Source organism: uncultured Veillonella sp., from assembly GCF_938010505.1.
Taxonomy (GTDB): domain Bacteria; phylum Bacillota; class Negativicutes; order Veillonellales; family Veillonellaceae; genus Veillonella.
On record NZ_CALLVP010000046.1, the window covers coordinates 1 to 14,747 of the forward strand.

Annotated in this window: 13 protein-coding genes; 3 read left to right on the plus strand and 10 right to left on the minus strand. The window is 38.3% G+C overall.

Translation table 11 applies throughout. From position 1 onward, the window contains the following. The first annotated feature begins 50 nt into the window (after positions 1–50). Positions 51–1,205: an aminotransferase class V-fold PLP-dependent enzyme gene (locus Q0507_RS02480; RefSeq protein WP_298711878.1), complete on the plus strand. Its 1,155-nt coding sequence runs from the start codon at positions 51–53 to the stop codon at positions 1,203–1,205. A gap of 47 nt (positions 1,206–1,252) precedes the next feature. Here the strand turns inward: Q0507_RS02480 and Q0507_RS02485 are convergent, their stop codons facing one another. The 9 genes from Q0507_RS02485 to Q0507_RS02525 form a co-directional block, all read right to left on the minus strand. Beyond that, positions 1,253–2,083: a radical SAM protein gene (locus Q0507_RS02485; protein ID WP_298711881.1), complete on the minus strand. Its 831-nt coding sequence runs from the start codon at positions 2,081–2,083 to the stop codon at positions 1,253–1,255. A gap of 2 nt (positions 2,084–2,085) precedes the next feature. Then, positions 2,086–2,892, minus strand: a complete 807-nt coding sequence (locus Q0507_RS02490) for a 4Fe-4S binding protein (protein ID WP_298711884.1) — start codon at positions 2,890–2,892, stop codon at positions 2,086–2,088. Further along, positions 2,885–3,748 carry a substrate-binding domain-containing protein gene (locus tag Q0507_RS02495; RefSeq protein ID WP_298711887.1) on the minus strand — a complete coding sequence of 288 codons (864 nt, stop codon included), beginning with the start codon at positions 3,746–3,748 and terminating at the stop codon, positions 2,885–2,887. Before Q0507_RS02495 ends, Q0507_RS02490 begins: the two co-directional genes overlap by 8 nt. Positions 3,749–4,185: 437 nt before the next feature. Continuing rightward, positions 4,186–4,416, minus strand: coding sequence for a 30S ribosomal protein S18 (gene rpsR, locus Q0507_RS02500; protein WP_004697977.1), 231 nt, complete (start codon positions 4,414–4,416; stop codon positions 4,186–4,188). A gap of 39 nt (positions 4,417–4,455) precedes the next feature. Continuing rightward, complete coding sequence (locus Q0507_RS02505) at positions 4,456–4,854, minus strand: single-stranded DNA-binding protein (RefSeq protein WP_004693797.1); 399 nt, start codon at positions 4,852–4,854, stop codon at positions 4,456–4,458. 19 nt (positions 4,855–4,873) lie between these two features. Further along, on the minus strand, positions 4,874–5,158 hold the full coding sequence (gene rpsF, locus Q0507_RS02510; protein WP_298711891.1) for a 30S ribosomal protein S6: 285 nt from the start codon (positions 5,156–5,158) through the stop codon (positions 4,874–4,876). 141 nt (positions 5,159–5,299) lie between these two features. Further along, entirely contained in the window at positions 5,300–6,481 is a 1,182-nt protein-coding gene (locus Q0507_RS02515; protein ID WP_367268439.1) for a multidrug effflux MFS transporter, read from the minus strand. Positions 6,482–6,664: 183 nt separating this feature from the next. Beyond that, positions 6,665–7,840, minus strand: a complete 1,176-nt coding sequence (locus Q0507_RS02520; RefSeq protein ID WP_298711896.1) for an MBL fold metallo-hydrolase — start codon at positions 7,838–7,840, stop codon at positions 6,665–6,667. A gap of 2 nt (positions 7,841–7,842) precedes the next feature. Beyond that, positions 7,843–8,901, minus strand: coding sequence for a hypothetical protein (locus Q0507_RS02525; protein WP_298711900.1), 1,059 nt, complete (start codon positions 8,899–8,901; stop codon positions 7,843–7,845). A 345-nt stretch (positions 8,902–9,246) separates the two neighbouring features. Between Q0507_RS02525 and Q0507_RS02530 the strand changes: the two genes are divergently transcribed. Next, on the plus strand, positions 9,247–10,476 hold the full coding sequence (locus tag Q0507_RS02530; RefSeq protein WP_298711903.1) for an LL-diaminopimelate aminotransferase: 1,230 nt from the start codon (positions 9,247–9,249) through the stop codon (positions 10,474–10,476). 232 nt (positions 10,477–10,708) lie between these two features. Here the strand turns inward: Q0507_RS02530 and Q0507_RS02535 are convergent, their stop codons facing one another. Further along, the gene (locus Q0507_RS02535) at positions 10,709–12,931 is read right to left on the minus strand and encodes an autotransporter outer membrane beta-barrel domain-containing protein (protein WP_298711907.1); all 2,223 of its coding nucleotides are present in this window, start codon (positions 12,929–12,931) and stop codon (positions 10,709–10,711) included. 282 nt (positions 12,932–13,213) lie between these two features. On the opposite strand from Q0507_RS02535, the gene Q0507_RS02540 reads away from it, so the two are divergent. Further along, positions 13,214–14,185, plus strand: coding sequence for a diaminopimelate dehydrogenase (locus tag Q0507_RS02540; protein ID WP_298711910.1), 972 nt, complete (start codon positions 13,214–13,216; stop codon positions 14,183–14,185). Positions 14,186–14,747 lie beyond the last annotated feature (562 nt).

Here is a 14,747-nt window from a genome sequence, read left to right on the forward strand (position 1 = left end):
CTCATGATATAATAACCATAAATACACCTTGTTATTCATGGAGATTACCTATGAAATCTATCTATTTAGACAATGCTAGTACCACATTTCCAAAGGCACCAACTGTGGCTAGTGCTATGTCAGACTATATAACAAATAGAGGCATCAATATCAACCGTGGCTCCTATGCTCTCGCCTATGATGTAGAGGATATTATCTATACAACACGACAGCGATTAAACAGCTTATTTAACGGCCACGATCCTTCTCATGTCATCTTTACTCAAAATGTGACGATGAGTTTAAACATGGTTATCAAGGGGCTATTGAAAGCAGGAGACCATGTACTGATTAGCTCTATGGAGCATAATGCTGTTATGAGACCGCTCACACAGCTACTCAATGAAGGTATTACCTTTGACACTACCCCTTGTGATACTACAGGTTCTATCAAATTAGACGCTATTGAGTCACTCATTCGCCCAAATACAGTGGCTATAATCATTAATCATGCATCCAATGTATGTGGAACCATACAACCCATTAAAGAAATCGGTATACTCTGCAAAGAGCATAATCTACATTTTATTGTAGACGCAGCACAGACGGCTGGTGTCATACCTATCGATGTAAAAGAATCTCAAATAGATGCCCTCTGCTTTACAGGTCACAAAGGATTATTGGGACCCCAAGGTATTGGTGGCATGATCTTGACCAAAGAAATGGCTCAAACCTTAACCCCTCTTATTGCTGGTGGTACAGGTAGTTTCTCACATTTGGAAACAATGCCTACTAATATGCCCGACGCCTTTGAATCAGGCACATTAAACCTACCAGGTATCATAGGCCTCAACGAAGGTCTCACCTTTATTGAGTCGAAGGATATGGAAAGCATTCACAACCACGAGCTCGCATTGACAAAAGCCTTCCTCAAAGGCTTACGACCGATAGATGGCATTAACATCATTGGCAAGCAAGATGTTCAGGACCGAACTGCTGTCGTCTCGATCACAATTGATGGAGCTGATGCTGCGAGCGTTGCTTACGAACTAGAATCAACCTACCACATCATGACGCGCGTTGGACTCCACTGTGCACCACGAGCACATCAAACTTTAGGTACTTATCCTGAAGGAACCGTGCGCTTTTCCTTTGGCTATGCTAATACAATGGAGGATATTGAAACTGCATTATCTGCGTTAACAACAATAGCAAATAAGATCTAATAATCAAAAACTACTGTTGAGGCTATATATTTTAAGTATATAGCCTTTTATGCTTCACACAATCGACCAATAGCATCAGCACGACAACGCTTACAATGTGTCATTTGCGGTACGTAATGACCAATAAATTGACGCATATTATCGATTTCCTCTGATGTTGGACTACGATGATTTTCAAAGGCCGTATCATGAACCGGAATCATAGCAATACAGTTCATCAAATCTACACCCCATGTTTCCGCTTGTTTCGCTATCGCTGGCACATGATCCATGTTTACATCAGGCACTACTACCGTATTAATCTTAACAATAATATTCTTTTCCTTTAATTTGCGGATACTTTCAGCCTGACGTTCTAATAGAATACGCGCCCCTTCGATACCTTTGTAGATTTTTCCATCGTAACGAACCATAGCATATACATTTTTTGCAACTTCTGGATCGATGGCATTAGCCGTAATCGTTACATGTGTAATCCCTAAATCAGCAATTTCATCAATGTAATCAGGTACTGCCAATCCATTACTAGATAAACATAGCATGACATGAGGGAAGTCGTTTTTCACAAGTCGGAACGTTTCAAGTGTCTTATCCGCATCACACATAGGATCCCCTGGTCCTGCAATGCCTACTACGGAAATATCTTGACGAGCTTCAAATACCTTGCGTACAAAAGCCGCTGCCTCTTGTGGCGTATATACATGTTGCGTTACACCAGGTCTATTTTCATTCGCGCAATCATACATACGATTACAATAATTACACTGAATATTACAATTGGGAGCTACTGGTAAATGTAAACGGCCCCAATTAGCAGAAGCATCCTTGTTGTAACACGGATGGTTTTGTAGGAAACTTTGTCCTTGAATCTCTTTCATAGCTAACCTTTCCGACCAAATCTAATGGCATCCTTATGGCACACATGCAAGCAGTCACCACAATTGGTACAATTCATTTCATTTGGTCGTGTTCCCATTTCACATACGCGCAAGCATGCATCACAATTGTCACAATCTTTCGTTTTATAAATTCTAAAAATAGAAATCTTGCGAAGCAATTCCATGACGCCCCCAAAAGGACATACAAAGCGACACCAAGCATTGGCGATAATAAGAGAACCAGCAATAATTGAAACTACGGTTATAGTACGAGCCGCCCAATACCATTCGGAAAACTGCATGGATAAAATAACAGCATTAAAGTATTCATCGCTCGTCCGAATTGGGATCATAATGCGGGGATTACCAAATTTAAAATATACTACGAGCCCTAAAATTATAGTTGCTACCATGCCGAGTTGAAGGAAATGCATATAGTTTTTATGATTTCTTAGTGGCCCCATAGATATTTTTCCGAGCATTTGGTTAACCCAACCACTTGGACAGAACCAGCTACAGAAAGCACGTCCAAAGAATACGACCATAATCGGCAAGATAATCCACCACGCATAAAAGTACGTCGTGATGCGACCCCAGCAAGAAATCATAGAGCAACTTTCACAGCTCACAAAGGGAACAATGTAAGGACAACGGAATACACCAAAGTACACCCATTTCCCCATAATAAAGAGAAAGATAAACTGTACGATCCGACGCCAAAGCGTTAAATTCTTAGGGGCTTGTTTCCCAGATACACCAGAACTGACTTGAGTTCCACAGGTTGTAGATGACGGACATTGATTACACATCTTTTACACCAAACCTTTCTATCAAATCGAGACCTCTCGCACTATGAACGGATGTGAATCCGTGATTTTCTAAGATTTGTTGTCCTTCTTGGGACCGTGTAAATTCAATATAGTCGGCAGCCAACACACGATCTTGTACATATTTCATTGTATTAATAGTAAAAGTCAGCGGTGCAGGCGGCACAAACTGTGCAGGTATATCGAAATATTCGATACGATCCTTAAACCGATCATGTGTGGTAAGGCGTTTTTCAATGATGGACACATCGGCCTTGCCTTCTACGAGATCACACATCATGGAGATAACACAAGCATTTTCTGCTATCAAGTTTTTCATGATGCCATCGGTTAACCCAGACAGTTTCATGACGCCCTTTACAGATGCACTACCTGGAGGAGATGCCCCCAACGGCAACATGACGCGTACACCGGGCTCCGCCATATCCTTAAGATCACGAATACCGGCAGGATTACCTTTAGGTGTGACTATGACGTAGTCTGTAAAACATAGCGGCTCAAAAGCGATACTTATCCCTTTTTTGCGCATATTTTTTGCTAACTCTAATCCGCGAGCTCCAAAGATTTCGGTGCGACTTTTTTCTGCCAACAAAGATTTGCCAATAGCCCCTGCAAAGGCACCAGTGTACTGGATATTATGCCCTGTGTGCATCGTATAGACCTGATTCAAATCAAGAAATGCTTCCGATAACCCACCACAAGTCCACACTTGAAGGGAGTCAGACTGCGTTGGCTTGTAGGCACCACGTATAAACGAAGGTACCGCTGAGGCCGCCGCTAAAGCTAAAGCACCACCAATAAACTGGCGACGGGATATATCTTTTTTCAAAAATCCCATGTACTTACCACCTTTCACTGAACTTTACAGTAAATATGTATATACTTTTATTATAGTATAAAACCTATAAGTTTTTATGAGCATATACATTAGGTTGATTAATTCACTTATATAGATTAGGCATATAAACTCCGTTTTTTATGGCGTTATTATAAATTTATAAGATATATTTTTATATCTAATTTCTTGAATATTTATTACACTCAATGAATATGCCTATTTACTAAGGGAGTTAAAGTTATAAATCATATTATGCTCACAACGCATAACACGCAGGCCTTTTGAGCTCTATAGACTATATCCCTCACAACTATGGTTAATTCTTAATTACAATGTATCATTCATTAGGAGAAATAAAATTATTAGTATTATATTCCCTCCCCCAAAAACGCAAAAAGGCGGTACAACCAATTGGTTGTACCGCCTTGATTCATCAATTATTCAGCAGTGAATGGCAATAAAGCGATTGCACGTGCACGTTTGATAGCTGTAGTTAATTTGCGTTGATGTTTTGCGCAAGTACCGGAAATACGACGAGGTAAGATTTTACCGCGTTCAGTCGTAAAACGACGAAGTTTAGCAACATCTTTATAGTCGATTTGATCGATATGGTCTGCACAGAAAACGCATACTTTTCTTCTTGGCTTTCTGCCTCTATCTCTTCTCATTGCGAATCCTCCTTTTCGAATTAGTAGGAGTCCCTGACACTAGAACGGGATGTTTTCGTCATCGCCGCCTGTACTGAAACTATCAAAATTGGAGCCACCTTCAAAAGAATTAGTATTCATATCAAGGGATTGGCCCACAAAGTTCGCCACCACTTCAGTAACGTACCGTTTTTGACCATCCTGAGTCTCGTAGGAACGAGTTTGCAAACGACCTTCTACAAAGCAACGACTGCCTTTACGAAGATTGCCTGCCGCTTCACCAAGTTTGCCCCATGCAACACAGTTGATAAAAGCAGTTTGTTCTTTCGTCTCATTTGTCGTGGAATCAATATATGTATTCGTTGCAGCTACTGTAAAAGTTGCTACAGCACGACCAGTTTTGGTATAACGTACTTCAGGATCACGAGCTAAATTACCTAGAATTTGTACAGAGTTCATGTTTTCCTCCAGGCTTTAATTATGCGTCGTGTTTTACGATTAAATGTCTTAGGACTTCATCGTTGATTTTCAATACACGATCGATTTCTTTGATTTCAGCAGGAGCTGCTTCAAAGTTAATCAATACATAGAAACCGTCAGTGAATTTCTTCACAGCGTAAGCAAGACGTTTCTTGCCCCAACGATCTACCTTTTCTACTGTGCCGCCTACACGAGCAATTAAAGCTTCTACTTTTTCAATAACAGCGTTAGTTGCTTCTTCTTCAGCTGGTTTCACAATAAACATGACTTCGTATTTGTTCATACAAAATCACCTCCTCTTTCGGACTAATGCCCCTATCGACACATAGGGGTAGGAAGTGCTTACCATCAATAAGCCTTACTATTATAACCTAAAAAAATGATGAAAGCAAGGACTCATTTTGAGTCCTTGCTTTCACAATTATTAATGATCGTATCGTCTATCTTTAGGGAATGCTAGAATTGCACAAACAATTACAAAGATAGCAATGACAGACATCATTGGATATGCTGAATCATTCGGCAAGAATGTAAGTACCAAAGAAGAAATAATACCGCTACCATATTGCATGGCCCCTAGTAAAGCTGCTCCAGAACCAGCCATCTTACCGGCCCGCTCTAACGCTAATGCATTTGTAACGGCCGCAATAATACCATTCATGGAGAAAAACAAGAAACTACCAATTACAATGAGCCACAAAGAATTGTATCCCATAAACATCAAAATCATCACAATTGTTACGCAAATAGCTGCAAATAAAGTTGCATACCGTAACAGTTTATCAAGGCGTATGGCACTAACAATACGGCGATTGATAGCACTCATAAGCATAACACCGATGATATTAAGAGAGAACAGATAACCAAAATACTCTGTGGGCACCTCGAACACATCAATATATACATATGGTGAACCGGTCAAGAATGCATAGATGGCAATATAAAAGGCACTAACACAAAGCGTGTATTTCATAAACTCTTTATTGCGCAACAGGATCCAATAATTGATATAAGTATGACTCATGGATTTTCGGCTACGCTTTTCCTTTGGATGCGTTTCAGGTAATAACAACACTGCTAATAACATAAACACGCCAATTAAAACTAATAGCCAGAAAATAGCATGCCAAGTATACCACACTAGCAAATGACCTGCGAATAGCGGACCTGCTATAGGTGCTATAGCCATAACGATAGCTAGGGTAGACAACATTCTTGCAGCCTCAGTCCGTCCATAAAGATCGCGAATGATAGCACGTGATAACATCGGCCCTACACAAGCCCCAAAAGCTTGAAACACACGCCACGCTAATAATTCCATCATTGACGTACTCAACGCACAACCTACAGAGCCAATAATAAATAAAACCAAGCCCATTATAAGAGGTTTTTTTCGTCCAATCTTATCACTTACGGCGCCCCAAAAAAGCTGAGCCAAAGAGAAACCAATAAGAAAGCCAGTAATCGTAAGCTCCGCATCACCATTTAGGTCACGCCCCATCGCAGGCATCGCCGGTAAATAAATGTCCGTCGATAACGATGTAAACGCCATCAAAGCACTTAATATAGAAATAAAAAGCCATCCTTTATTGCTAACCGTATGCATAAAGTCACCACTTTCATATTCAACTATATGAACTTTCATATAAACCGCACTTAAATAAATATATATTCATTATATCAAAAATATGCATAGAAATATAAGTCTCTGATATTTTCAACAAAAAAGCGTAGTAAAATACTACGCTTTTTATTCTTAGGCTAATTTAAATGAATCAAGCAAAACACACTAAATAACAAACACTTCTTTGTCATTTAAAACTTGTATAGTTCTATCAGTCAAAATTTCTTCTAAATAGGCAGGACTTTCTGTATGAATAGGAATCGTTATATTAGGATTAACTAAATTCACAAATTTTACTAAATCAGTTAGAGTAATGTGACCACTAGAGTGACATATATACGACGAATAAGTATCAAGCAATTCTTTTAACAGTTTATTGTGCTTGATATAACCAGGCCACATAGAATAAACAATTCTTACATCATCCTTAGGAAATGCTTCAATTTTATCTATATAAGACTCTGTACATCTCATCAAAGAAACAAAACCATCTCGCATATATGGTGCAGGATAAGCGCCACAATCTGTCACTATAGGTTTAGCATGACGTTTATATAGAGTGCTATCATAATATGTACTTTCAATAACAGTATCAAGAATACTCTTCTGATATCGATCACACAGTAATACCTTATCGTCTGGTAGATTTTGCCATATTCCCATAATTCGATCTATATTTGTAGATGCGCACATAATAAATACGTATTTACCATCTGAAATATAAGATTTTATATCATCAAGAACTTCAGCCTCACTAATTGTATTATATTGATTTTGTGAAAGTGCCGTTCCCTCTGTAATCAGAACATCAACGGGACCAACATAAGTTTTAATTAACCTCTCTATATAATGACTCTTTAGACCATGTAATCTAAAATCTCCCGTATATAAAATACGTTTACCGTCCGCTTCAATGACAAACATATAACTATCAGCAGCACTATGGTCAATTACAATTGGTCTAATTCGTATATCCCCAATAGTAATTACTTTACCACCACTGAAAGTATTAGCCCCCAACAACCTCAGATATAATTCCTTATCTTGATATTCAGCAGGTATAAGAGCAATTTCTTTTGACAGCTCCCCCATATAGATGGGAACCTCAGAAAGTACATTTTTTAATTGTCCTAGATGATCACCGTGATAGTGGGAAATAAGAACACCCTTACAATTCCCCCTACCTTCAGTTACTCCCTGAATCGTCAGTGGGCGAGGAATAAAATCTGCCTCTAAGCTAAACTCATCTCCCATATCAAGGATGATACGTGTTGTCTTTGTGCTAATTTCAACGGCACTACCACCTATCTGGTGGGTGCCACGATGGATAATAATATTCATACTTAACCTTTGCTAGAAATCGTTAGCAATGTTTTTGCTCGATAAAATCGATCTAATTTTGCATCCCACCCTGTTATATTTTCGAGATGATTCTTTTTACTGTTTGAATCCACTCGCAATACAGCAAAGCGAATTTGTTTTAAACTAGGCTCTTGTTTTAAGATAGTTTCACACAAAATTCGTAAAGAATTACGTTTATCGGAATCAAGTAATTCTTGACACTCTTTATGCTGTTGGCTTTCAACCGTTTTAGATGGATAATGTGCGTTATCTATATCCGCTGGGTCTATACGTAGCATTAAATTGGAGTTCTCCCCGCCATCGTCTTCAGCACGAGACTTCTCATCAAATAAAATTACTAATTCAGCGTTCTTAGTATGTTTATAACCTTTTAACGCTCTCAAATTAGTTATACCTTTATGCTCTTTAGCAGATTGTATCTGATCCAAATCAAATAATTTGTAATATGTATAAGCCTCTAAGAGACATCGTAGTAAAGTTTCATCACTACCAGATGGTCTATATTTCAATTCAATGACAGAATAACATTTATCATCTTTGTTATAGCCTAATAAATCTATTTTTCCATAAGAATTGCTTTGAGTCGCTTTTAACGGTGTTTGATAATCAAAAATATAACCTAAATCATTAACCTCACGTTGATAGAATAATAGTTTTGCTAAGATTTCTTCTTTTCGATTAGTGATTTGCAACTTATTCATATCTACATTTTCAGAATGATTATGACCTGTATCAAAATGATTAGGTCTTAGAGGTTGTAATTCGAGCCATGTTTTAATGTAACCTTTTGATACTAGTTCATCTGCAATAACTTCGCTATATCGAGTATTATTTGCTTGTGGTTTGCCTGTTATATGCCCTTTGTAGTTTACAATAGGTACCTTATAAAAGTTTGACGCAAATTTTTGCTTCTCTGTTAGATTTACATGCTTGTCTTCAGAGCCCTGTTTAACACTAAATATTGTTTCAAAGTCTTTTAATTTATCGATCCTATTAATTTCTTTACAAATATTGTTATAAAATTGCTTACAATCAGGCATCTCTATTTCCCCCTTAACAACAATATCCACAATACTAAGAATAACCAACTTATAAGCGATATCCGCTAGTTTCATACTATAAATTAATTATATCAATATAAATTTTATAGGTAAATAATGAAGCATTCACTTCAAATCAATATAAACCAAACATAATATAAATTTTTTAATGCTTTTACTATAATACTTGCTACGAGTAATAAATTCCCTATATAAGCTTCAGAGTATAAAAAGTAACTAATAAATAATCTAAAAAATACTTTCAATATTCTATAGAAAGTTATTGCAATATTTCCTTTTATCCTTTACTATATAAAAGAGAGTTACTTACAGAAAGGAGTCCCCATGGCTAATATCAATGAAAACTACTTAAATCTACAAGGTTCTTATCTATTTGCTAATATCGCAAAAAAGGTAAATGAGTACCAAGCCACTCATCCAGATGCAGATATTATTCGTCTTGGTATTGGCGATGTTACATTACCACTTGCTCCAGCAATCATCGATGCAATGGGTAAAGCAGTTCAAGAAATGGGCAAAGCAGAAACATTCCGCGGTTACGGCCCTGAACAAGGTTATGACTTCTTACGCCAAGCAATCGTTGATGGTGATTACAAACCATTAGGCGTGGACATTGCAATTGACGAAGTATTCGTATCTGACGGTGCGAAGTCTGATGTTGGCAACATTCAAGAATTATTCAGCGAAGATAATATCATCGCTATTACAGATCCAGTGTACCCCGTATATCTAGACTCCAATGTTATGGGCGGTCGTACTGGAAAAGCTATAGATGGCATCTTCCAAAAAGTTGTATATCTCCCTACGTTTGCAGAAAATAACTTCTCCCCAGAATTCCCGTCTGAAAGAGTCGATATCGTATATCTTTGCTCCCCTAACAATCCTACAGGTACGGTATTAAGCCGTGCGCTTCTAGCAGAATGGGTTACGTGGTGTAAAGACAACGATGCGATTTTGATGTTTGACTCTGCTTATGAAGCTTTCATCAGCACAGAAGACACTGTAAAATCTATCTACGAAATTGAAGGCGCTCGCGAAGTAGCTATCGAGTTCCGCTCCTTCTCCAAAACTGCTGGTTTCACAGGTACCCGTTGTGCTTATACAATAATCCCTAAAGAAGTAACCGCCAAAACTAAATCTGGCGAACGCCAACCTCTTAACCCTATGTGGAATCGTCGTCAGTGTACTAAATTCAATGGTGTTCCTTACATCATTCAACGTGGTGCTGAAGCAGTGTATTCCAACGAAGGCCGTGAGCAAATACAGGCTAACATTGCTTACTACAAAGAAAATGCTCGCATCATCAAAGAAGGTCTTGAAGCTATCGGCCTTACTGTATATGGTGGCGTTGACGCTCCATACATTTGGCTTAAAACACCTGGCAACATGACTAGCTGGGATTTTTTCGATATCTTGCTCAAGCAAGTTCAAATCGTATCTACACCAGGCTCCGGCTTTGGTCCTCACGGCGAGGGTTACCTTCGTTTAACTGCTTTTGGCAGTCGTGAAAATACAATTCGCGCCGTTGAAAGAATCAAAACATTAGAATTCTAAATTAATCTATATTTAAATTACATCTAATTTAGAATACCTAATTTAAAGTAAAACCTTATTTAAAATAGTTCTATACCTATATAAAACAAAAAGACCGATTACTATCCTTTAATAGGAATGTAATCGGTCTTTTTATATACCCTTACATATAAATTTGTTTAATTCTGGTAATCCTATAGTAACTAACAAATAATATCCCTATATTATTTGACTCCGCTATGTTTACCATCAATTAAAAGTTATGACGAATCCCTGCGTCAATGCGATAGGAATTGTCTACGGTAGCACCAAAGTTTTTAGTGAAAGTCCCATATAGATATGTATTTGGACGTACACTCCATGAGCCACCTAGCTCAAGATCAAGCCATGTGTCTTTCAAGTTCACTTCACTACCCGTAGTTGGCTCACCGGCCATGCTATAAGTAGATTTCATTTTACCAGAGAATTCATGAGCTAATGCTGCTTTAAGGAAAATATTGCTGTTCTTACTTTCCTTGCCAATGCCTACACCGATACGACCAATAACGGAATTTACCGCATCGGAGTTAATGTGTACTGTGCTGCCCGTATTTGTACGAGCATCGAAGCTTACACTAGACAAGCGACTAAACGTCAATTCTGCGTTAGGATCGATGTAAAAACTATTGTCTTTCTTGATCCGTTTACCGTATTCAACGCTCAAGGAGGAGCCTGTATTACGATAATCGCCGCTCAAAGTTGTACCCAAGCTATTACGTACGGTAAAATCATTTTTTAAACGATTTACTTTACCAATCACATCTAAGTAACGACCATCATTAAATTGTTTAGCACCGTATAACGCTAAACCAGCAGTCTTACCGGAGCCAGAACCTAGCGTATAATCACTATTACTTGTACCATATAACAACGCACCACCAACGGTCCAATCACCGTGTAATGTATCGTAACCTACTTGAGCCATATTGTACGTTTGACTTACATAGGCATCATCTGTAATTTTAAACTTACCGCCAATGTATTTACCCCAAACGCCATGTTTATCGGAGTTTAATCGTAGATCACCGAGGCGACGTTGTAAATCATTTGTATCAGCTTTCATTTGCATCATAGAGGATGCTAGTGCACTCTTAACACCAGATACAACTTCGCTTTCACGAGTTGTCACGACCGCTTTATCCGTAACACTAGCCTTACCGTCAACATCGAAACTATCTGTACCAAGCTTAGTAGAAATTGTCGGACTAATAAGGCCTGTATCAACTTCAACATTTACATCTAAATTACGTTCACCCTTAGTAAAGCTAGTGTATGTTAATTTATTAGCCAACTGATGCAAAGTACCTCGTGGATTTTCTACATTTACATAGCCTTTAAGTGCATCTGTAGAACTGCGCATAGTCACAGAAGACCCCTTATCAGCATGATTGATAACGACTTCGCCTTTGCCTTGTGCAGTTGCAGGAGCTCCTTTTTCGTAATCGATAGCTGCATGGCCAGCATAATTATTAATAGTAATAGGTCGTGCATCTACAGGTTGAATGATCCCTTGACTACTTGCATCCTTACCACCGATAAAATGTTCTACACGACTACCTGTGTACAAATAGTTTGCATTATTTGGACGACCTTGCGTAGGATATACGCGTTCAGCACCTAACCATTCATTGCGCCAGGTCGCACCATTTTGTAAATACAATCGCAAACCACCATGATACGGATTATTATTGCTTTCATCAAATTCATTCAACACACCACCTATTAATTTAGAATTTGGTGTTGTTAAGCCTAATGAAATATGTGAGCCATGGTTATGTGGATTCTTGTCGCCACCATAGTTTTTATCTAAAAATCCTATATTACCGTACATCTTCACATCATTAGTTCCCGGATGTAAGCCATCCATACCCGTATTTACATAAACAAAACCTTCTTCAGATAATGCAGAGTAAGTATCAGAGGTATCTAAAGGATATGTTTTTACATCGGCCCCACCTAGTATCCGAATATATCCATCTTTATTAGCTTGCAAACCAACGCCAACAGCATCGACTTTAGCATTTCCTTTTACGGTAATTCGAGTATCATCGTTATTTCCATCATTAGTAAGTCCACCATAACCAGCATAGATACCGCTCATGTAATAATGTGCCAAATCAGGTCTACGTTTCGCACCACTTTCTGCAGGTGCTGGATTTTTAACTGTTACAGTTACATTTTTATCGATAGCGACTTGTGTCCCATCAAGAGCATAAATACCTGTAACATTATTATGATATTTTGTTCCATTCACACCTAAGCCTGATACATTAACAGTTAAGTCATCTGTATAATGTCTCTTTTCCCCCCACAAATTAAGACCAATAGATTTTCCGTCTGTATGACTTTCCACAGTTGTGGCTGATACCATGGTAAAAGCATTAGCACCTGTTACGATTAATGCAGCAATAACGGCGGTATTTAATTTTCTTCTCATTTTTTAGCTCCTCTAATAATCAAACTATAAACGTAACTAGTTTAATTGTATCTAGTCCGAGGGTATACGTGTCAAATTTTACTCATATGATTTTTTGTTTTCCCCATATAACAACACGCTATGTATCGATATAGTTGTACACAAATTACTTTTTAAATTTGGAGATTAATTATTTTTCTATACAATCACAATAAATTCTATAGAAAATTATTAAAAACCATAAATGTATGCTATAATAAGTATGTTAATTATTGAATATTTCAATCTATATAGGAGGCTAATATGAATATTCGTATTGGTATCGTTGGCTACGGCAATTTGGCTCGTGGCGTAGAAGCATCCGTTCAGCTACAACCTGATATGGAGCTCGTTGGCGTTTTCTCTCGCCGTAAAGGTCTAGAAACTGTATCTGGTGTACCTACTTACACGATGGAAGATATTCCTAACTTTAAAGGTAAAATCGATGTTATGGTTCTTTGTGGCGGTTCTGCAACAGATCTTATCGAACAAACACCAATGGTAACAAAATACTTCAACTGTATTGATTCCTTCGATACACATGCACGTATCCCTGAACACTTCGCTAATGTAGACAAAGTGGCTAAAGAAGCTAAAACAGCTACATTGATTTCTTGCGGTTGGGACCCAGGCATGTTCTCCTTACAACGTGTTTACGCAGAAGCAATCTTGCCAAAAGGCAAATCCTACACATTCTGGGGCCGTGGCGTATCTCAAGGTCACTCCGATGCAATCCGTCGTCTTGAAGGCGTAGTTGACGCACGTCAATACACTTGTCCTAAAGAACAATACTTAGAAGAAATCCGCAATGGTCAAACTCCTGATGTTGATGGCTACAAAGGTCACCTTCGCGAGTGTTATGTAGTGGCTGCTCCTGATGCAGACAAAGCTAAAATTGAAAACGAAATCAAAACTATGGAAAACTACTTCGTAGGTTACGAAACTGTAGTTCATTTCATTTCCCAAGAGGAACTCGATCGCGACCACAAAGGCATTCCACATGGTGGCTTCGTTCTTCGCTCTGGTGAAAGCACAGATGGCACACGTCACGTTATTGAGTACTCCTTAAAACTTGACTCCAACCCTGAATTCACAGGTTCTGCCCTCGTTGCTTACGCACGTGGCATCTACCGCCTTGCTAAACACGGCGGCACAGGTTGCTACACAGTATTCGACATTCCACCTGCTTGGATCTCTACACAATCCGCTGCGGACTTAAGAGCACATTCTCTATAAGACACATAACAAAAATCCCACACCTCAGTGTGGGATTTTGTCTTCTTATATGGTATACCAGTTACAAGAAATGAAGCATAGATGTTTAGTAGCGTCAGCCTTATTTCTATAGGTAAAAATTTGAAGAAACGGCTTGATTCTACTGGGTCAGGCCCTTTTTCATTCTAGCGGTAAAAAGCTAGGTGTACTAGATAGTCAGTCTATCTTACCGCCATGATAATGGTAGCGATTAAGATTCCAAAATTTATTATTAAAAATAATACATCTTTGATCTCCATCGTTATCACCGTCAATTCTCGATATTAATTAGCAAGAACTGACACATCTAGAGGTCTCGACATCAATATATTATTTATCAACCTTTCTGTAAATGGATTTAGTGACACTACTAGTCACCTATGTGACTATTGGTGTCACTTTTTTAGTACAAATTTATAGCGTCTATATGATATAATATTTATTTGATAGAGTTTCTACGGAAACTTTCACAAAGAACGAAATCAATTAGTTAATAAAAGGTGGTACCATGAGCACAAATTTAGAAGTAGGCATCGTAGGCCTT